This window comes from Pseudomonas sp. MF6747, from assembly GCF_963890955.1.
Classification (GTDB): domain Bacteria; phylum Pseudomonadota; class Gammaproteobacteria; order Pseudomonadales; family Pseudomonadaceae; genus Aquipseudomonas.
Genome location: NZ_CAWPSZ010000023.1, coordinates 179129 through 198068 on the forward strand (window position 1 = coordinate 179129; position 18940 = coordinate 198068).

At 50.6% G+C, this 18940-nt stretch carries 19 protein-coding genes; 3 read left to right on the top strand and 16 right to left on the bottom strand.

Going from position 1 to position 18940, the window contains the following annotated elements; genetic code table 11:
* Positions 1-8 precede the first annotated feature (8 nt).
* The gene (gene kdpF / locus AACW30_RS19740; RefSeq protein WP_003218754.1) at positions 9-98 is read right to left on the bottom strand and encodes a K(+)-transporting ATPase subunit F; all 90 of its coding nucleotides are present in this window, start codon (positions 96-98) and stop codon (positions 9-11) included.
* 393 nt (positions 99-491) lie between these two features.
* Between kdpF and eat the strand changes: the two genes are divergently transcribed.
* A complete protein-coding gene (gene eat / locus AACW30_RS19745) occupies positions 492-1856 on the top strand; it encodes an ethanolamine permease (protein WP_200623122.1) in 1365 nt (454 codons plus the stop codon).
* A 110-nt stretch (positions 1857-1966) separates the two neighbouring features.
* Positions 1967-2134 carry a DUF2897 family protein gene (locus AACW30_RS19750; protein WP_083359476.1) on the top strand — a complete coding sequence of 56 codons (168 nt, stop codon included), beginning with the start codon at positions 1967-1969 and terminating at the stop codon, positions 2132-2134.
* A gap of 8 nt (positions 2135-2142) precedes the next feature.
* Here AACW30_RS19750 and AACW30_RS19755 read toward each other — a convergent pair whose 3' ends face one another.
* Both AACW30_RS19755 and AACW30_RS19760 read right to left on the bottom strand, forming a co-directional pair.
* Positions 2143-2991 carry an urea carboxylase-associated family protein gene (locus AACW30_RS19755; RefSeq protein WP_119739307.1) on the bottom strand — a complete coding sequence of 283 codons (849 nt, stop codon included), beginning with the start codon at positions 2989-2991 and terminating at the stop codon, positions 2143-2145.
* A 14-nt stretch (positions 2992-3005) separates the two neighbouring features.
* On the bottom strand, positions 3006-3650 hold the full coding sequence (locus AACW30_RS19760; protein WP_200623331.1) for a GntR family transcriptional regulator: 645 nt from the start codon (positions 3648-3650) through the stop codon (positions 3006-3008).
* A 133-nt stretch (positions 3651-3783) separates the two neighbouring features.
* Between AACW30_RS19760 and AACW30_RS19765 the strand changes: the two genes are divergently transcribed.
* Complete coding sequence (locus AACW30_RS19765; protein WP_200623123.1) at positions 3784-4362, top strand: TetR/AcrR family transcriptional regulator; 579 nt, start codon at positions 3784-3786, stop codon at positions 4360-4362.
* 27 nt (positions 4363-4389) lie between these two features.
* Here the strand turns inward: AACW30_RS19765 and AACW30_RS19770 are convergent, their stop codons facing one another.
* The 13 genes from AACW30_RS19770 to AACW30_RS19830 all read right to left on the bottom strand — a co-directional run bounded on the left by AACW30_RS19770 (position 4390) and on the right by AACW30_RS19830 (position 18522).
* Entirely contained in the window at positions 4390-4722 is a 333-nt protein-coding gene (locus tag AACW30_RS19770; RefSeq protein WP_200623124.1) for a ComEA family DNA-binding protein, read from the bottom strand.
* A gap of 157 nt (positions 4723-4879) precedes the next feature.
* Entirely contained in the window at positions 4880-6877 is a 1998-nt protein-coding gene (locus tag AACW30_RS19775; protein WP_200623126.1) for a polysaccharide biosynthesis protein, read from the bottom strand.
* A gap of 120 nt (positions 6878-6997) precedes the next feature.
* Entirely contained in the window at positions 6998-7558 is a 561-nt protein-coding gene (locus tag AACW30_RS19780) for a sugar transferase (protein ID WP_106576857.1), read from the bottom strand.
* Positions 7559-7578: 20 nt separating this feature from the next.
* A complete protein-coding gene (locus AACW30_RS19785; protein WP_200623129.1) occupies positions 7579-8691 on the bottom strand; it encodes an acyltransferase family protein in 1113 nt (370 codons plus the stop codon).
* Positions 8684-9694 carry a UDP-glucose 4-epimerase family protein gene (locus tag AACW30_RS19790; protein WP_200623131.1) on the bottom strand — a complete coding sequence of 337 codons (1011 nt, stop codon included), beginning with the start codon at positions 9692-9694 and terminating at the stop codon, positions 8684-8686. Before AACW30_RS19790 ends, AACW30_RS19785 begins: the two co-directional genes overlap by 8 nt.
* A 2-nt stretch (positions 9695-9696) precedes the next feature.
* On the bottom strand, positions 9697-10803 hold the full coding sequence (locus tag AACW30_RS19795) for a DUF1972 domain-containing protein (protein ID WP_200623133.1): 1107 nt from the start codon (positions 10801-10803) through the stop codon (positions 9697-9699).
* The gene (locus AACW30_RS19800) at positions 10793-11887 is read right to left on the bottom strand and encodes a glycosyltransferase family 4 protein (RefSeq protein WP_200623136.1); all 1095 of its coding nucleotides are present in this window, start codon (positions 11885-11887) and stop codon (positions 10793-10795) included. Before AACW30_RS19800 ends, AACW30_RS19795 begins: the two co-directional genes overlap by 11 nt.
* 10 nt (positions 11888-11897) lie before the next feature.
* Positions 11898-12587 (bottom strand): acyltransferase, encoded by a 690-nt coding sequence (locus AACW30_RS19805; protein ID WP_200623138.1) that lies wholly within the window; start codon positions 12585-12587, stop codon positions 11898-11900.
* Entirely contained in the window at positions 12568-13461 is an 894-nt protein-coding gene (locus AACW30_RS19810; RefSeq protein ID WP_200623140.1) for a hypothetical protein, read from the bottom strand. Before AACW30_RS19810 ends, AACW30_RS19805 begins: the two co-directional genes overlap by 20 nt.
* The gene (locus AACW30_RS19815; RefSeq protein WP_200623142.1) at positions 13436-14638 is read right to left on the bottom strand and encodes a hypothetical protein; all 1203 of its coding nucleotides are present in this window, start codon (positions 14636-14638) and stop codon (positions 13436-13438) included. The genes AACW30_RS19810 and AACW30_RS19815 overlap by 26 nt, the downstream gene beginning before the upstream one ends.
* 29 nt (positions 14639-14667) lie before the next feature.
* A complete protein-coding gene (locus AACW30_RS19820) occupies positions 14668-16116 on the bottom strand; it encodes a hypothetical protein (protein ID WP_200623144.1) in 1449 nt (482 codons plus the stop codon).
* 13 nt (positions 16117-16129) lie between these two features.
* The gene (locus tag AACW30_RS19825; RefSeq protein ID WP_200623146.1) at positions 16130-17389 is read right to left on the bottom strand and encodes an O-antigen translocase; all 1260 of its coding nucleotides are present in this window, start codon (positions 17387-17389) and stop codon (positions 16130-16132) included.
* Positions 17390-17391: 2 nt separating this feature from the next.
* Positions 17392-18522 (bottom strand): DegT/DnrJ/EryC1/StrS family aminotransferase, encoded by a 1131-nt coding sequence (locus tag AACW30_RS19830; RefSeq protein ID WP_200623148.1) that lies wholly within the window; start codon positions 18520-18522, stop codon positions 17392-17394.
* Positions 18523-18940 lie beyond the last annotated feature (418 nt).

The following is an 18940-nucleotide window of genomic DNA, read 5'->3' on the forward strand; positions in this document are numbered from 1 at the left end:
GCCTGCTCCTAGTTCCGATCCGCGCGTAACAGCGCAACCAGCAGATAAATGAACAGCGCCACGGCCAATAGCAGTGACACCCCGTCCAGAACGCTCATGGAAGTCTCTCCGTTTTGCGGCGATTGCCGCGTGTGAGGCAATTGTCCGCAGGAGTGGCGTAAAGGAACGAGAGCGACGCTGGGGGCCGGGCGTAAAGACGGCGTAAAGAGTGGGTTTATGCGGGGTTTACAGAGGTCGATGGAGGCTGTTGGGGCCTCATCGCGGGCAAGCCCGGCTCCCACAGGGGATTGCGGTTACCTGTGGGAGCCGGGCTTGCCCGCGATGACGGCAGCTCAAACGCCCCTGCACTCAACTGGTGCAATGACAGAAGATTTCAAACGCCAAACCGTCTCCTCGACGACAGTTCGGCGTCTTTACGACAATGAATGGCGCACTGGCATGGCCGCTGCAACACCTTGAATCATTCCAAACGGTTCAGGGAGAGCAACACGATGAATACACAACTCAAACCCACCTTGGGCACCCTGCATCTGTGGGGCATTGCCGTCGGCTTGGTGATTTCCGGCGAGTACTTCGGCTGGAGCTACGGCTGGGGCGTCGCCGGTACGTTGGGCTTTCTGGTGACCTCGCTGATGGTCGCCGCCATGTACACCTGCTTTATATTCAGCTTCACCGAACTCACTACGGCGATTCCTCACGCAGGTGGCCCATTTGCCTACAGCCGTCGCGCATTCGGTGAGAAAGGCGGCTTGATCGCAGGCCTGGCGACGTTGATCGAATTTGTCTTCGCCCCGCCTGCAATTGCCTTGGCCATCGGCGCTTATCTGAATGTGCAGTTTCCGGCACTCGACCCCAAACACGCGGCCGTCGGTGCCTATATCGTCTTCATGGGCCTGAATATTCTTGGGGTGAAACTCGCGGCCACCTTCGAGTTGGTGGTATGCGTGCTCGCCGTCGCCGAACTGTTGGTGTTCATGGGCGTGGTAGCGCCGGCGTTCAGCTTCAGCAACTTCGCCCTCAATGGCTGGGCCGGGTCCGACACCTTCGGCGCGCCGGCGATAGCCGGGATGTTTGCGGCCATTCCTTTCGCCATCTGGTTCTTCCTTGCCATCGAAGGTGCAGCGATGGCTGCCGAGGAAGCGAAGGACCCCAAGCGCACCATCCCAAAAGCCTACATCAGCGGCATCCTGACGCTGGTGGTGCTGGCCATGGGTGTGATGTTCTTTGCCGGCGGCGTGGGCGACTGGCGCACGCTGTCGAATATCAATGACCCGTTGCCGCAAGCGATGAAAACCGTGGTGGGCGACAGCTCCGGCTGGCTGCACATGTTGGTGTGGATCGGCCTGTTCGGCCTGGTGGCGAGTTTTCACGGCATCATCCTGGGCTACTCACGCCAGTTCTTCGCCCTCGCGCGCGCCGGCTACCTGCCCTCCTTCCTCGCCAAACTGTCGCGTTTTCAGACACCGCACCGGGCAATTATCGCCGGTGGTGTGGTCGGCATCGCCGCCATCTACAGCGACGGCCTGATCAATCTGGGCGGCATGACGCTGACCGCCGCGATGATCACCATGGCGGTGTTCGGTGCCATCGTGATGTACATCATGAGCATGCTCAGCCTGTTCAAACTGCGCAAGACCGAGCCGCTGCTGGAGCGTACCTTCCGTGCGCCGGGCTACCCGATTGTGCCGGGCATTGCGCTGATGCTGGCGGTGGTGTGCCTGGTGGCCATGGCCTGGTTCAACGCGCTGATCGGGCTGATCTTCCTGGGCTTTATGCTGGTGGGATTCATCTACTTCCAACTGACCGCGCAGGACCGCGCCGACGCACCGGCCGATGCGATGTTGACGGGGCTCTGAGGCTACTGGAGCATAACGGGCCTACAATGAACTACTAAGAAAGCCCGTTACTCAAAGCAGCTATTACCGTGGGAAATTTCCCCACGATTTGCTGCCTCAAGGAGAGCCCTATGCCGTGGTATGCCTGGTTGATTTTAGTGGTCGCGATCGGTTCGATCGTCGGTGGTTTATTGATGCTGCGTGACAGCGCCAACAAGGTGGAACTCACCGACGAACAACGCAAACGCGTGGCCGAGCGCAACGCCCAGGCAGACTCAAAGGACGCCCAGGACCGCTGAAGCTGCCGCTACTCCCACGCCGCCTTGGCAATATGCAATCCGTGCTGCCCCTTGTAGGCAGCACGCTCAGGCTGGCTCCAGCCATTGAGCAACTCCTCCTCCAGGCGATAAATCTCCACACCCAACGGGCGACACACCGTTAACGGATCCTGCGCGTCCGGCCCCCACATCGGCAGCGACAAATCCCCGCCAGGACACGTCGATAAAGCGCAGAGCAAGTCAATCTCGGCAAAAAACTCCAGGTAGTCGCCCTTCTGCGCCGGGCAGGCTTTCATGAAGTACATGTCGTCGTGATTGAGGCCGGTGCACTGGAAAATGTTCAACACATCATGCACATCGAACTCCGTCAGGCCGTGGGGTAGCACCGCGCGCGTCAGGTTTGAGTGGCAATGGTGATGAAAGTCTTCGCCGGTAAGCATGCGATTCACATACGGATCGCAGCGCGTGCCGAGCAAATCGTGCAGGCGTCCGCCATGCTCGTCGATGCCATAACTCGCCAGGCTATCATCGGTGATGGTCACCAGCGGCCGCAGAAACGGCAGGTTCGACCACAGTCGATCATGAGTGCTGACATGTGCGCCTTGTAACTGGCGGGTGCGCGCAGCCCAAAGACGTTCGCGAGGATCGTTGGCATTCCACACATTGAAGTCACCCACTTGTGGCCCAACCGGCGTGGTAACACGGAACACATGCCCAGCCGGCACCTTCCACGCCCTGCCCGTGCGGATCGGCACTTCGAACTGCTCGATCAATGTGCGCTGGTCCGCACGCTCACGAATGCGCTCATAAAACGCGGTATCAACCTGCAGCGCAGAACCTTTACTGACCTGGTAAGCGGCCGGGTAGTCTTTATACATGGGGCAATCCTCCATCAAGGGTGATCAAACAAGGCCAGGGAAAGGCGTTCGGAATCGTCCAGGTACAGGCTCATCGCCTCCTGTGCAGCCGCTTTGTTGCCGCCCGCCAGCAACGCGTAGATCTCCTGGTCACGCTCCAGCCAGGGCGACTGGAAACGCTGCTCATCGGGTGCCGCGCAAAACACCAGGCGCAATTGAGCAATCACCTGGGCGAAAAATTCATCAAACAGCGGGCTGCGCATCAATCCGACAATCCGTTGGTGGAGCGCCAGGCTGTGAGTCGCCACCGCGCGCCAGTCTTCACGCTCCCTGGCCAGGGAGGTGGCTTCGATTGCGTTTTGCATGTGCTCGGACTGAGCATCCGTCAGCCCACCGCTCTGGGCGATAGCCTGCAATTCGAGGGTTCGGCGTACAACGAACAGGTCACGCACTTCATCTCGTTCCAGTCGCCGCACCATCACGCCTTTGTTGCGCACATAACGGGTAAGCCCTTCCTGCCCCAAACGGTGCAAGGCCTCGCGAATGGTATTGCGCGATGCGTTATAAATTTTGACCAGATCCACCTCGACCAGCGCCATGCCGGGCAACAGCCGCCCGCCAATGATGTCGGCACGCAGTTCACGTGCAATCTGATCCGCCAGAGACAAGCTGAGCGTCATCACCACCTCACGATTGTTGAACAATCCCTGAACCAGATGTAATCACTTTTCATGCCAGTACCGCTGAACGATGTGTAGATGGGTAAAAAAGCTTAACTCCGTTAACATGCCCGCTCGTCCACGAGGCCGCCCCATGCGTTATTCAGCAGACCATAAAGCCCAGACTCATCAACGCATCATCAAGGAAGCCTCAATGCGCTTTCGCCGCGACGGCATCAGCGCGACCGGCCTGCAACCCCTGATGAAGGCACTCGATCTGACGCACGGTGGCTTTTACGCGCATTTCAAGTCCAAGGATGATCTGGTGGAAAAGGCCCTGCAGGCTGCGGCTGCAGAACTGGACGCGCATTGCGAAACACTGTTCAGCCAGGCACGGCCGCTGGATGCATTCATAGACAACTACCTGTCTGAATGGCACCAGACCTCTCCCGCTGAAGGCTGCCCGCTACCGACCATGTCTTCGGAATTGGGCCTGAGGGGACAGCAGAGCCCGACCACAGATGCTGTGCTTGAAGCGCGATTAAGGCAGGTTGAATCAACGTTGGTTCACGCGAATGCCAACGAACGAAGCCTGGTACTGATGTCGACGTTGGTAGGGGCACTGGTGCTGGCCAGGAGCGTAGAGAGCCAAGCGTTGGCGACGCGGATCATGAAAGTTGTGCGCGAGAACTTGAAAGCTCAAATCTCAGACAAAGAAAAGGCCGGTCAATGACCGGCCTTTTGAGCAAGGTTTACAGCCTTAATTAATTGCCAACCTGTCGCGGTTCTTCTCCAACAATGCCTTACCGATACCTTTGACTTCCAGCAACTCGTCTACCGCAGTGAAAGGCCCATTGCTGTCGCGATAGGCGACGATCGCCTTGGCCTTGGCGGCGCCAATGCCGAACAGATCGCGGCGCAGGACTTCAGCGTCGGCCGTGTTCAGATTGACCTTGGTCGTTTCTTCAACTTTCGCCATCTGGGCGACGATAGGCGTTGGGACTTCGGGTTTGACGGACGGGGCTGCGGTGGTGGCGACGGAGACACTCGTGAGGAAGGCAAAGATCAGGGAAGAGATATAGGTGTTTTGCATAGGTGACGCTCCATGACATCGGTAGAAGAAAAGCAGCTTTCCGAAGCTGCCTTTCTAACTTAGGTGATGTTTGGAGGGAGTCAAAAGTGAGTCGGTTACAGCGTGTGTTTTTCTATTCGGGCAGAGTGACTCACCCGTAAAGTTGTAACTTTTAAACTCATGGTTCAAGCCGACGCTGCTGATATATCCAGTCAACAATTTCCCCATCCGGCGTATAACCGCTGACGGTGTCGCGCAACAACTGGCGAACCCGGCCGAAATCGTCTTGATCGACTGCGGCCAGCAACTCAGAAAGCTTGACCTTCAACACTTCCCACGGCAAGTAGTCCTCGTTAGCGCTCATGATCATCGGATGTTGCGTTGCAACAACATTGTCTCCGATTAGCAACTCTTCGTATAACTTCTCGCCCGGCCGCAAACCGGAAAACTCAATGGCAATATCGCCGTGAGGATTTTTGTCGGACCGCACGCTCAGCCCTGACAGATGGATCATTTTTTCAGCCAGTTCGACGATCTTGACCGGCTCCCCCATATCCAGCACGAACACGTCTCCGCCCAGCCCCATGGAACCCGCTTGGATGACCAACTGAGCCGCTTCAGGAATGGTCATGAAGTAGCGGGTGATCTTCGGGTGCGTGACCGTCAGCGGTCCGCCAGACTTTATCTGCTTGTGAAACAGCGGGATCACCGAACCGGAGGAGCCTAATACATTGCCAAATCGAACCATCGTAAAACGGGTTTTATTCACCCGCGACACGTTGGACTTGTCCCCAAACAGCACGGGGGCAGGTTCGCGGCTCAACGCCTGCAACGTCAACTCGGCAAGTCGCTTGGTGCTGCCCATCACGTTTGTTGGGCGCACTGCCTTGTCGGTGGAAATCAATACAAAATTCGATGCGCCCGCTTGAACCGCCGCCTGCGCCGCGTTCAGCGTGCCGATAACATTGTTCAGCACACCCTCTGCGATGTTGTGCTCAACAATGGGTACATGCTTATAGGCGGCAGCGTGGTAAACGGTATCCACCCGCCAGGCCTTCATGACATCCAGCAGTTTTGACGGGTCCCTTACTGAACCCAAGATGGGTAGCAGCTTTACCGGTAGCGATTTACGAGTAATACGCTGTTCCAACTCTGAAAGAATACTGTAGAGATTGAACTCGCTGTGCTCAAACAAGAGCAAGGTTTTAGGCTTAAGCTCCAGAATTTGCCGACAGAGCTCTGAACCGATCGAGCCACCCGCACCCGTGACAAGGACACTCTGCCCCTTGATGCAATGCTCAAGCAAATCGCCTTGCGCAGGCACCGAATCACGACCCAGCAAGTCCGCAATATCGACCTCTTGAATATCGTCAACCTTGACCCTTCCACTGGCCAGGTCCATAAACCCCGGGACGCTACGAACGTGGAGCGGAAAACCTTCGAGAAAACCGAGAATCTCCCGGCGCCGACCGCGATTGGAGGACGGGATTGCCAAGAGAATTTCTTGTGCGCCCGTGACGTCGATCATCCTCTGGATATGTTTGGGCTTATAGACTTGGAGGCCCGAGATGACACGGTCCGAAATAGACGCGTCATCGTCAATGAACGCAACCGGGCGCATCACTCGCCCCATACGAAGCGCTGCCACAAGTTGATTCCCCGCCGCGCCGGCACCATAGATTGCGACGCGTGAAAGACCGTCGTCCCGGCTGGTAAACGGGACATGTTGGGCAGCGGCAAACCAATCACCTAAAAAGTACTGACGCATGGTCAAACGCAAGCCACCGACCATGATCAAGCTCAACCACCAATAGTTGAAAATGATCGACCGGGGCACCACGTTCTGATGATTGCTATACCAATAAACAACAACACCCAGGATTAAAGAAGAAAGACTGACGGCCTTGATGATTGCGACCAACGCATCATTGCCAAAATAACGCATGACAGCGCGGTACATACCGAAGCGAATGAACAGAGGTATCGCAACCACCGGCGCCGCCAGAAACAACCATAAGTGCATTTTGACCGGGTTGACCATCTCGTCGATTCCGAGACGGACTAAGAAAGCCATCCACAGCGCCAAAAATACGAGTATGACGTCTGCCAATACCTGAATCAGTCGTTTTTGATGACGAGGCAATTTTAATAGCCACGTACGCAACCGGTTTATCATGACTCACCTATCGCCTATGCGTCAGATCAAAAATTTTTTGTTGATCGCGTTACAACGCAGAACAAAAAACATACTTTGCATAATCAACCTGAATCGGCCAATCAAACACTTGGTACGGTATTAATGTGAAACACCATCACGTTTAATGACCTTCAAAGCTGTTAAAAACAAGATTTTAAGGTCGAAAAGAACGCTCATGTTTTTCGCGTAAAAAGCATCATAGCCAACCTTAACCGGTATGGGCAACTCATCACGGCCGTTGACCTGCGCCCACCCCGTGAGACCTGGACGGATGAGGTGTACGCCTTGCTCGGTACGCAGCTCAATCAGATCGGCCTGATTAAAAAGCGCGGGCCTTGGTCCTACAAAACTCATATCACCTGCGATGATACTCCACAGCTGAGGCAACTCATCGAGGCTGGACTTTCTAAGAAAGTTGCCAATCGGCGTCAAGTATTTAGACGGATCGAGCAGCAAATGCGTGGCGACAGCAGGCGTACCAATTCGCATTGAGCGAAACTTTGGCATCCTGAACAATACGTTGTTCACCCCTACGCGGTCAGACCAATACAGTGCAGGCCCCTTTGACGTCAATTTAACTGCCACCGTAACAAGCAAGATCGGGATCAAGAGTATGAGCAAGGCAAAGAGGCTCAGTACTAGATCAAAAAAACGCTTCATGTTTTCACCAACCTTTCAATTCACAACCGTTTAGACGAATACTTAGCAAACTTTCCCGAATATTTGGCGATTGAAAGGGACAGCCAGGACGCCAGCGCTTTTTTGCGCAGAATACAAGGGTGTTCTATCAAATGCCACGACAGGACAGCCGGAACCAATGCAACGGGAAGCGCCACGAGAATCATTTCAACGGGCGATATTCCTTTCCACGTGTGCGCAAGGATCTCCTGAGTAGGAAAAGCATATATGTACAAACCGTAAGAGTAATCCCCGAGCTTATTGTATTGGCGTGCGAACCACTGGGTGTTGAAGGCAACGAAAAAGACGGAATAACTCCATGCGATCACGAACACTTCTACGAACAAGGGAGACCTGTAGGAACACAACGCGGCCAACCAGCCAAGGGTTAACATCCAGACGCTCAGCCGAACCTTGGTTCGGTAGGCATAAAATATCATCCCGATAACAAATGCGAAGCTCCACTGCACCCACGTGCGAAGCTGGAAACCTGCAATCAGGTACTCATTTTTTTGCAACAGGTTGAATACTGTATAAAACACAAAATACAGTACAAAAAATATCGACACCCGACGAGTATGTGTCAAACAACCGACAACACCGAGCGCAAACACCATTGCGTACAGCAGCACCTCGTAATACAACGTCCATAGAGAACCATTGATTCCGGGATAGGGATTATCCTGAAACAAGCCTGGCAACTGAAAGTGAATATCCTTCAGTTTCAAGTTCCCTGTGATGTATTTATGTACTTCTTTAGAAGAAAAATAATCATGCAAACTAAAATCGGTAAACAACGGACCAATTACCCAGGCGCTTAACACCAATACAACCAACAGCGCAGGGTACAACCTTAAAAATCTGGCCACGATAAAATCAATTTTGGTCTTGGACCGCTCATAACTCAGCGATATGAAAAATCCGGATATGCAAAAAAAAGTAAATACGCCTAAGCCACCGAGTGTTATTCCAAGCTGAGCCATCAACGGCTCAACTTCGGTAGCGCCACGAGATAGCGGAAACGAGTGTGACACCAACACAAAAAATGCCGCCACCATCCGGATAAAATTAAAATTATTATCCCTGGACTTAAGCATCTCAGCCAAATTACCCATGGGACGGTCCATTCTGCTTTTTTTGATAATGCCGAGCCGTGATTGCAAAAGCCTCGTCAGTAGTTACTGGAGGTGTCCAGTTTAAGCATTCCCGCGTGTCTGTGATATCGACTTGAAGCGAACCGCACAACCGTTGCAAAAAATCTTTCTTGCCGATTATCGCTGCTGCAACATTCAATAACGCGTAAGGAAAAGCAAACACATAGGATGGCTTGTTCATCGCCACGGCGAGCTTTTTCAGAATCTGTCCAATAGACAGATCGTCACCATCGCTTACGAGGAACACGCGGTTCGAAGCGGCAGGATGTTTGATGCACACGCAAATCAGATCGACCAAATTACCAATGAAGACTAGGCTTCTTCGGTTATCAATCGTGCGAAAAGGAAGTGGCAGCTTCCTGTCAACGACAGAGAGCATTCGTTCAAAGTTGGCTTTCACGCCTGGCCCATACACCAGGACGGGCCGAATGATGACGACGTCCATTGAAGTGTGACGCGCCAGCTCCAAGAGCGCTTGCTCTGCCTCCAGCTTGGACACTCCATAATCGTCGAGCGGCGCAGGGACATCCTTTGGCGTAAACGCACGGCCAGCGCTGGTTTCTTCACCATTGACTTTAACCGAGCTTATATAAATGAATCTCTGAACGCCGGCGTCAGCGGCTTGCCGAGCCAGGTTGAGCGTAGCGTTCACATTAACTTCCCGAAACGCCTGCAATGGATTGCTATGGGTTTCGTTCATGATGTGCGCTCGACCGGCAGAGTGAATGACCACGTCCACACCCGACAGTGGCGCTGTCCAGTCGATGCCCCCTGTCAACGAATCAATAATAAAATCCTGCACGCCAGGGAGCGGCGAAGGGACCGTCTTGCGGGTTACATTCACCACTTGATACTGAGCCTTAACCAACGCATCCAGCACTGAGCGCCCTACAAATCCCGTTCCGCCTGTGAGAAGTACAGTGGACGCACCTGGAGCGGGACTAACGCTAATTTCATCCAGCATTGCTAAGTCCTCTCAGATGAAAGAAGCGTTTTGAATAATTTGTCGTATTGAGAAGAGACACCTTCCCAACGATAACGACGCACCGCAATCTCATGCATTTTTCCACCCAGCTCAGCGCGCTCGGTTTCATTGGCAAAAAGACGTGACGCGCAATCGACAAGTGCCCGGCTGGACGAAAAAAACTTTGCACCGTCCTCAGTAGACGCACGATTGAAAGATACGTCGAATGCAATCACAGGCAAACTCAGCCACATGGCCTCAACCAGGGACGGGTTGGTGCCACCCGCACTATGACCGTGAATGTAGACGGTCGCGTTACTGCGCAACGGGCTCAGTTCCTCACTCTTGTAGATAGGATCCAATAAGTGAAGATGCCCGACGCCCGCGTATTTATCCTGCAGGGCTACACCGTATTCGCTTTGTTTCCAATTCCCCACAATCACCAACGGCAAGCTACCCGTACTGAAGGCCTCGAGAATAATATGAATATTATTCTCCGGCTCGATCCTACAGACTGAGAACGCGTAAGGCTTACGAAGGAATGGATAATGCTCAAAGTCCGCCTCTCCCAGTGCACTGGTAGCCGCCTGATCGCCACCGTAGGCAATAAGAGTACTTTCACGTGAGTACTCATCGCGGACATAGTCTTGAAGCACTTTATTATCGGTAACAATAGCATCGGCGTATTTAACTGCCATGGCTTCTGAGAACTTCAGGAATTTCTTCGCCAGCACTGACCACTTAGCCCGTTTCCACTCGTAGCCGTCGATATTGACTACAATCTTTTTCTTGGTAAGCAGCTTTAAAAAAGGAAGCGCAATACAACCCGACAAACCCAGCACCACCAAAATATCATGCTTTCGGTAGGCATGCAGCATACTGACAATATCATAAGGAATACTTTGCACGCCGTTAGCTTTCAACGGAAGGTAAATCAAGTCGGCATTGCGATACTTTGCAGGCCGAGTTGAATATGACCGTGCGCTGCAATAGACCGAGATCCCATATTCTCGGTCAAGGTAAGTGACCAATTGCTCCGATAACGTTTCCCACCCACCATACTGGGCTGGGAGACCGACCGTGCCGATCACTGCTATTTTAAACCCCATTAAACACCTCAATCACATCACTTTCAAAGTTATCAACTGAGAAACTAAGTGACTTCACTCTTGCAGCCTCAGACAAGCGAAAGCACACCTCAGGACTTTTATGGAGAAACGCCAGTTTGGCGGCGATGTCCTCCACACGGTTTGAATCAATGAGATAACCTTCCTTGTCCTCCGACACCAGTTCGACAGGTCCGCCTACCGGAGGAACAATACAAGGTACACCAAACGAAAGCGCCTCGAGAATCGTCAAGCCAAACGTCTCCACCCACTCTTCCGGCTTCGAAAGGCTCAGTAAAACACTCGCCCTCTGATAATAAGGAATCACATCCTTGCACCGGGAAATAATGGTCAAGTTATCAGGCAACGTGACGGACGAAAAAAAATCATCCACCTCAGAATCACTGGCACCGAGCACCAAGTTAAATTCGATATCCTGTTGACCGCTTAACAGATCAGCAATACGTACGAATTCATTCACACCTTTGTAAGCTTTTAAGGAGCAGATCATCAGCACATTGAATTTATTACTCGACGCGTAAGGATATACGTGATTCGCACCACTACTGGCCATGTCCTGAGGAATCGAATTATAAATCACACGACTTTCTATGTTCGTAAAAGACTCAGCCTTGGCTAGAAAGCGCGAGACGAAAATATTTTTGCTGGAGCACCTTTCAACCATCCACCGCAGAAACAGCTTCAAGGGTCTAGGGCGGATTGACGTTTCATGAATATGATAAATAACCTGGATGCCGAGCACTCTCCCTGCTAGCGCCGCGCCGAAGGGAAGTAACGTATTGACATAGAAAATCGCAGAGGCGTGACGATAGCGTAATAATTTTATAAACAGAATCAGCTGCGAAAGACTATAGCTCAACAGCGTCAAATATTTATTTTCAAATCTCTTATAAAAATAGCGTTTTTGCACGCATGGCGCCGAAGAGAGAAAACCGCCTTCAGCGCCCCCTCCCACATATAATTCGGCCTCAAAGCCTTTCTTTGCCACTGCCTCAATAACCTGCAAAAGAACCTTAGGGCTCCCGCTGTAGTCATTCAACAAATGGAAAAATATAATTTTTTTCACTGCAAATCCTTTAGCTGCGTTCTTTTATGCGCTTTGCCGGAACGCCTGCGTATATGGAGTTAGCAGTGTATCGCCCCGCCTTCAAGACTGCTCCTGCGGCTACAACGCATCCGTCCTCAAGAACAACACCATCCAGAACAGTCACTTTAGCCCCTATCCAACAATTATTGCCGATGTGGATCCCTTCATTGTTAACGCCCTGAAGACGAATCGGTATTGCGGGGTCGGAAAAATTGTGATTCTCCGAATGAAACGAAACATAATTCCCGATGATTGTGTCACTTCCTATAGTAACGCCACCGGCGCAGCCTAAAAAACTACCGCTGCCAATGCCCACATCGTTACCTACCGAGAGCCCTTCGCCTAATTTAGTCAAACTACCCGTACACTCGATTGTCACATTTTTCTTTAAGGAAACCCCCCGCCCGAAGACAATACCCTTGACCGCCAATGCGTCGATAAAGCATCCATCATCAATAACCAAGCCTTTACCTGTAGTGATCATCGATCTGGCTTTTAGAGTAACGCCCTTTCCTACAAGAATAACTGACAACCTTCTAAACTTTAAAAACCCGTTTATCGCCATTACCACTTTTGACAAAACGAGATTCAACAGATAGGCATCAGAAATGCGCTTATCAATTTTGATGCCACGTTTTCTCACTTTTAAAGAAAGAAATTCAACTAATTCTATCAGCATTATTTTTTCCTTTAAACGACGTGCAATAGGAACGGAAAAATCCTGCGTTTTTATAGGAGAGGCTTTTTCTTAACGAGGAGACGAGCAGATACACCTCCATAAGGCCATGAAAGAGGTATCCCTTATGCTCGAAGATGACGCGTAAGCCCAAGATCATTTCCTGAAAGCGAAAAATGGCTCGTTCGGCGCTGTCCGATGTATGTTCGGAAAGGTCGTGCTGCAAACACGTGTCCAACACATAAAAATGAGGATAAAAGGATTCATACTTTACAAAGAATGCGGTATCCGTCGCATAAAACTTAAGACGCTCATCAAACAGCGGTGACATTTTCTCATAACAAAACTTATTGAAAATCACACCACTATTGATAGCTAGTTTATTACGCGATGAGTTTATGCCACTGTCAACGTCGTCGGATAATCGGCCGAAGAACCAGAAGCGTAATCCCGGACTTACCAATTTTTCTCTTGAGTAAACTTTTGGCACCATGACGCCAAACAAATCAACTGCTGAAGTGGCTTCGAATTCAAGTGCGCCGGAAATCGCCTCTACGTAATTCTGGCTTGAGTAATCCGTATCGTCATCCGAGATCATGAAATGCGTCGCCCCCCCTGCAAACGCCATGTCTGCAACGCGATTATAAATGTAAGCTAAACCGTCATTATTACCTTCAAGCCACGTCAAATTCTCAGCCGATAACGCCGGAGAGCATTCAGGCGTGTTATTCCATATAAAAAATTCAACGTCGATACCTTGCGCACGAAAAAGTGCGACATTACTCAATAACGTCGTGATGGCAGCAGATTCTCTATAATGCCTTTTATAAAGAACGATCAATATCGAAATTTTAGCTTGCACGATATTTCGACTCATACATCACCACCACTGCGATCGACGCAAAAAGGTACAGTACTACACTATTCGTATATGACTGAAAGAAAAAGCTGCTCAGGAAAAACGGGTAACTGATTACCATATAATCAGCCACCCCCCTCATAAATACATTACCCCCAATACGCAGCTGTTGGGTAGCGATGACAATCCTGCTGTAGAAACAGATCAGACCGAGCATCAAAGCGACGCCCAGATAACCAGAGGACGCCAGCAGATTCAACCACAGTGAATCAAACCAATATAGTTGACCTGGTCCAATAGCACCGAAACCCAGACCCAGTGGCATTGTATTGAGTGATTCAAGCACCACCAACCACTGCCGAACCCGGTCAAGGGCAGAAAGATCTTCCGTATATCCCAGTGCAAGGTATAGAAAAATAGAGCCCGTCACGCAGATAAAATAACTATATCCGAGAAAGCCGATAAAAAAACTTCGACGTAATAACTGTAACACTGCCAGGAAAAACACAGCTGAAACCATACCGATAGCTGCCGTCCTCACCGAACCATAAATAATCAGCGCAGTGGAAAAAATGGCCACCAACAGATACAGGAAAAAGCGTCGGTCATAGGTCTTCTCCCTAAAGGCTTGCACAAGCAGACAACACGCAAAGAGCGTGGTGTTCAAATTGAAGGCCGCAAACTCAAGGGTGCCCGTAAAGAAACCCGACATTCTCGGATTTCCGTCTCTCATGGAATTATAAGTCTCCAATTCGAAACCTTTCTCGGACAATAGCGGCCAATACCAGAATTGTTCCGGATCGCTGATTGTCAGGTATTGATAAATGGCATAACCGCCTGAGACAAACGTCATTACGACGAGTGTTGAAAATATAATACGCAACTTCGTTTCTAGCGCCAGACCCAGGCACACCGCATTGATCATGAGGGCAAAGAGGATCGGCATAGCAAACGACCGGAACATCCGAAATGATGCTTCGGAAAGCTCGCCGCAGATACAATAAAATATTATAAAAAACAGAATAATCAACAGCTGTTCTTTATACCGCTCGGGAATTGTATAACGTGTTCCGATTTGGAAAAATGTGATTAACCCGGTCAGAAGCACATACGCCAGTACAAGCCCTTCGCGCCAGGCTCCAACGGCACTGGGGGCGTGGAGCGTTAAAATGACATAGTCCGAGAGTATGAGCATTATTAGAAGTAAGCGTAACGCTAATGACCTCATGCTTTACCCGACCGGCTTTTTTTAGAGAGAAGCTCGCTGATTTTCAAACGTGCAAGTTTAATGGCTACTTTAATTTTCTGCGTGGCGCTGAGCTCGAGAAACAGAACACGCATAAATTTTTTATCAAATTCAATTAATCTGGAAACGACCTCCGGCGGAATTGCCGAGGTTATTTTTCCCGGCTGCTCGTAGACGCTAATATCCCCCGTCCACGCCACGTGCTTCTCCATCTCATTGGCGCACATAATATCTTCGTAGAGACAAGCCAGATACCGTGACTTAACTGCCTCATACCCATTAACAGCCAGCACTGACGCAATGACAGCTCTATCATTACCCCCCTGAAAAACACTGTTAATAAACCCCTCTACACTTTCACTCTTCAAATTATCGGCGGGTGAATAACCTTGTATAGGCGCGCGTAACCCGACACAACGGCGCCCATTGAAAAGTTGCTCCGCGAAGGCAGTCCCACCCGGCGTTGGATAACTGTCGACGTAAAAATCTGCACGTTCCAAGAGTGCCAGATAGCTTTCGTATGGCAGCGAGGAAACCACTTTAAACCTGTTCCAGTATCGCAACTTTAATGGCCACCACCACGTATTGGTAAGCGGGTTGGCACCGACGATCCAGAAGGTTGAATGTTTAAACTCAGTCAGCACCTTGCGTATGGCGGGCCTAAGATCATAGCCTTTGACCGGTTTGAACTTGAAGGGCGACGCCGCACTGAAAAAATTTAACGTGCTATTTTTATTGGGTAGGCTGTGATGCTTTGGTACCAACTTGCTTGTCAACGGAATCCCTAGAAAAGACTTACTTCCAGAGATCGTTTTTTTCAGGTCTCGACGACGGCCAAACGTGCTTAGTTCAAAGTAGACATCTGCCACCGAGCTGCCGTAAGTAAACACATGATCAGCATGATTTACAAAATAGATCTTCGCCGTGCTGACAGTCTTTAGAATCTTGCATGCGATGACAGAAACCATATCATCTGGGTGAATATGCATCACCACTCTTTTATACGGTTTGAGGCACTGAATAATCTCAGCAATTTTCTCGAGGGGTGTGGAAGCACTGGTCAGGGTGCTTTCGGAAAAAAAACCTTGAGTTCGTTCGATCGCACTCTGGGCACTTTTACGCGTTATCAGCAGAGCAGGCTTTTCCGCATGCATTGTCGAAAGTTGCTCCATCAGCCGCGTGTGCCCGCCAATCAGATAGGGCTCCGAGATCAGATGAATACAATCCTTCAACGGCGAGTGAATTTCGTCCACTGAGAGCATACTCATGCATCGAGCAGTTAATATTTCTTCCAGTTCGGGGTCGTCATAAATACCTTTATCGGCCGCCCACAGTATCGCCCCATACACTTCCGCTAAATCGACGCTCTTGTTGACGTCTGTTTGCATCAGAATCAAATTGCGGATTGAAGATAGCAAGCGACTCATGGGCAACACATCCTCATCCTGCGTTATTTTTATTCAACTTTCTATAAATAAGAAAGTACATGACTATCAAGTACATACCGTAATTAGCTGCGTGAGCCCATGTCACACCCACCGGACCGCCCACCTTGGTCAGCAACACCGTAAGCACGTAAAAACTGAGTGCAAAAAATACCTCTGTAAGAATATACATTTTAACCATTGCCTTACCCAACATCAGGTAAGCAAGAATCCAGCTGGCAATTTTAAGCGTGTCTCCCAGCATCTGCCATGCGAAAAAATCCCGCATCGGACTGAACGCCTGGGTAAACAGTAAGCCGATAATAAAATCCCTCAAGCTGTAGATCACTACTCCGCACACCATCGCCACAGGAAGAATCAGTTTATAACCTTGAAGAATCTCTCTCTTGATGTCCAGCGGGTTGATCAGCTCTGACAACTTGGGTAAAAAATACAAGCCCAGCGTTGTTGTCACTAATAGAAGATAAGCGGTACTCAGACGCCACATGGCTTCCCAATACCCAGCGGTTTCCCAGCCAAACTCCGCACCTAGATAATTACGCACCAGAATATGGCTAACGGGCACGCATGCAGCAGTCGTGAGCGCCATGGCGGTAAACTTTGTCAGGTTTATCGCAATTTGCCTGTCTAACTTTCCGAGTAGATTGGAAAATCGGAACCATTCGGTTCTGTAACACAGCAGGCATGTCACGAGGAAGGCGATAGACTGATACAGCACCAATGAAATCAGCGCACCATATAGACCAAACTGTCTTACCATAATGATAATGACTAGTAAAGAAAGGAGGCTTCCACCGATATTAGCCAGTATGTATCGATTAATTTCCTTTTTACCATTAAGGATCGCAAGCAATAATGTATTGAATGAAAAGAATATGACGGTGGCCGCACACCAGATAAATACGCTGTACAAGGCCTCATCATTAAAACACCACACAGCCAACGGCTTGCTGAATATAACGATAAGCACCGATATCAATACAGATCCCATACAGGCAATTGTACCCGCCGTGCGCCAAACCCGGCGCTGCGCATCTTCATCGTTTTGATATTCAGCCGTGTACTTCGTGACGCCAGTACTGATGGCTCCTGTCGAGAACGTCGTTACCATTTGCACGGCATTCTGAAACTGCCCCAGGGCAGCGTAGCCCGACGGGCCTACATAGATGGCCAACATTTTATTGATGCCCAGCAAGGTGAGCATCTTGATAACGACCGCAATACCGTTGAGGAAGCTTGTTCTGAGCAGCGTCATATTCAGGCGTCTACAGAGAAAGCGTTACACGCCTCAACGACACTTTGGACTTCTGAATCGGTCATGATCGGGCTCATCGGCAAGCTCAATACTTCGCGATGAATGCGCTCTGTGGTAGGAAGCGATTTATTATAAAACTCGGCGCTTGCATAGGCCTGCTGCTGATGAGGCGGAATCGGATAGTGAATTAATGTTTGAATACCCGACGCGTTGAGATGATGTACCAGTTTTTCCCGCACCTCGGAGCGCACCACGAACAGGTGCCAGACGTGAGAAAAATGCTTCATTACATCGACGTCGCTGCCCAAGGGCAGTTTAATCAAGGGATTTTTAATGCCATTCATATAAAGGCTTGCCACACGCCGACGAGCCTCGGTCTGTGCCTGCAGGTACTTGAGCTTGACGCTCAACATTGCGGCCTGAATCTCATCCAGGCGGCTATTTACGCCTTGCACCAAATTCTTATATTTTTCGTGTGAACCGTAATTTCGCAGAGCCTGAATCATGCTGACTAACTCAGCATCGTTAGACGTGATGGCGCCTGCGTCACCCAACGCCCCCAGGTTTTTACCTGGGTAGAAACTGAAACCGGACGCGTCACCCCAGTTACCAGCACTTCTGCCGTCGATCTGCGCACCATGCGCCTGGGCACAGTCCTCGAGTACCAGTAGATTCTCACGCCCGGCAATCCTATTGATCGCGCGCATATCGGCCAGTTGCCCATAGAGATGGACCGGCAGGATCAATCGAGTTTTCGCCGTCAGCGCACGCTCGACCTTCTCAGGACAAAGATTGTAGGTATTTTCGTCAGGCTCGACCAAAACCGGTTTCAGGTTGTTTTCCGTCACAGCCAGCAGCGTTGCGATGTAGGTGTTGGCCGGAACGATGACTTCATCGCCGTCCTTGAGCTTGCCCAGCTCTTTCCAGGCACGAATGGTCAGTGTCAAAGCATCAAGGCCGTTGGCAACGCCGACGGTGTGGCTGGCACCGGTATAAATGGAAAACTCTTCCTCGAAGCGCTTGAGAAACTCACCTTGAATGTACCAGCCCGAGTCGATGACACGTGTAGCCGCCTCAACGAGCTCTTCACGGAGAGCGTTGTTCAATGACTTTAGATCGAGAAATTGAATCATCAAAAATACCTGACGTAGGTGCTTCATTATTAGGTGCGTGAGGGCACAGAAGGCCTCTGCGCCACCGCAAATTCATGCCCTCTTTGATCCGACTAGGATCGGAAATCCGGGCTGCGATGCCTGATCGCTCCAAGCGTCACGCTTGATTGATCGGCTCCGCGAAATTTTCCATCTCTAACTGTGCGCGTAGGTGTTATCGACGCTGGGGCGTTGATGATACAGCGCCTATTCTCTAATTCAACAAAACTGAATGATGAAAAAGCGACTAACGTTGAAAGGGCTGCCCAAAATGATACTAATCTGCCACGCCCCATTAGTGCGCAACTATTAAATAGCTCGCTAACTTATTAGGTGTATAAGACCTTCAACAGCTTTCGCATAATGAGCCTACAGAAAATACGCACGCCAAACGGCGCCC

Bases quoted from the DNA above. Each gene is read 5' to 3' on its own strand.
- kdpF (WP_003218754.1), bottom strand. From the start codon at position 98: ATGAGCGTTCTGGACGGGGTGTCACTGCTATTGGCCGTGGCGCTGTTC.
- eat (WP_200623122.1), top strand. From the start codon at position 492: ATGAATACACAACTCAAACCCACCTTGGGCACCCTGCATCTGTGGGGC.
- AACW30_RS19750 (WP_083359476.1), top strand. From the start codon at position 1,967: ATGCCGTGGTATGCCTGGTTGATTTTAGTGGTCGCGATCGGTTCGATC.
- AACW30_RS19755 (WP_119739307.1), bottom strand. From the start codon at position 2,991: ATGTATAAAGACTACCCGGCCGCTTACCAGGTCAGTAAAGGTTCTGCG.
- AACW30_RS19760 (WP_200623331.1), bottom strand. From the start codon at position 3,650: ATGACGCTCAGCTTGTCTCTGGCGGATCAGATTGCACGTGAACTGCGT.
- AACW30_RS19765 (WP_200623123.1), top strand. From the start codon at position 3,784: ATGCGTTATTCAGCAGACCATAAAGCCCAGACTCATCAACGCATCATC.
- AACW30_RS19770 (WP_200623124.1), bottom strand. From the start codon at position 4,722: ATGCAAAACACCTATATCTCTTCCCTGATCTTTGCCTTCCTCACGAGT.
- AACW30_RS19775 (WP_200623126.1), bottom strand. From the start codon at position 6,877: ATGATAAACCGGTTGCGTACGTGGCTATTAAAATTGCCTCGTCATCAA.
- AACW30_RS19780 (WP_106576857.1), bottom strand. From the start codon at position 7,558: ATGAAGCGTTTTTTTGATCTAGTACTGAGCCTCTTTGCCTTGCTCATA.
- AACW30_RS19785 (WP_200623129.1), bottom strand. From the start codon at position 8,691: ATGGGTAATTTGGCTGAGATGCTTAAGTCCAGGGATAATAATTTTAAT.
- AACW30_RS19790 (WP_200623131.1), bottom strand. From the start codon at position 9,694: ATGCTGGATGAAATTAGCGTTAGTCCCGCTCCAGGTGCGTCCACTGTA.
- AACW30_RS19795 (WP_200623133.1), bottom strand. From the start codon at position 10,803: ATGGGGTTTAAAATAGCAGTGATCGGCACGGTCGGTCTCCCAGCCCAG.
- AACW30_RS19805 (WP_200623138.1), bottom strand. From the start codon at position 12,587: ATGCTGATAGAATTAGTTGAATTTCTTTCTTTAAAAGTGAGAAAACGT.
- AACW30_RS19810 (WP_200623140.1), bottom strand. From the start codon at position 13,461: ATGAGTCGAAATATCGTGCAAGCTAAAATTTCGATATTGATCGTTCTT.
- AACW30_RS19815 (WP_200623142.1), bottom strand. From the start codon at position 14,638: ATGCTCATACTCTCGGACTATGTCATTTTAACGCTCCACGCCCCCAGT.
- AACW30_RS19820 (WP_200623144.1), bottom strand. From the start codon at position 16,116: ATGAGTCGCTTGCTATCTTCAATCCGCAATTTGATTCTGATGCAAACA.
- AACW30_RS19825 (WP_200623146.1), bottom strand. From the start codon at position 17,389: ATGACGCTGCTCAGAACAAGCTTCCTCAACGGTATTGCGGTCGTTATC.
- AACW30_RS19830 (WP_200623148.1), bottom strand. From the start codon at position 18,522: ATGATTCAATTTCTCGATCTAAAGTCATTGAACAACGCTCTCCGTGAA.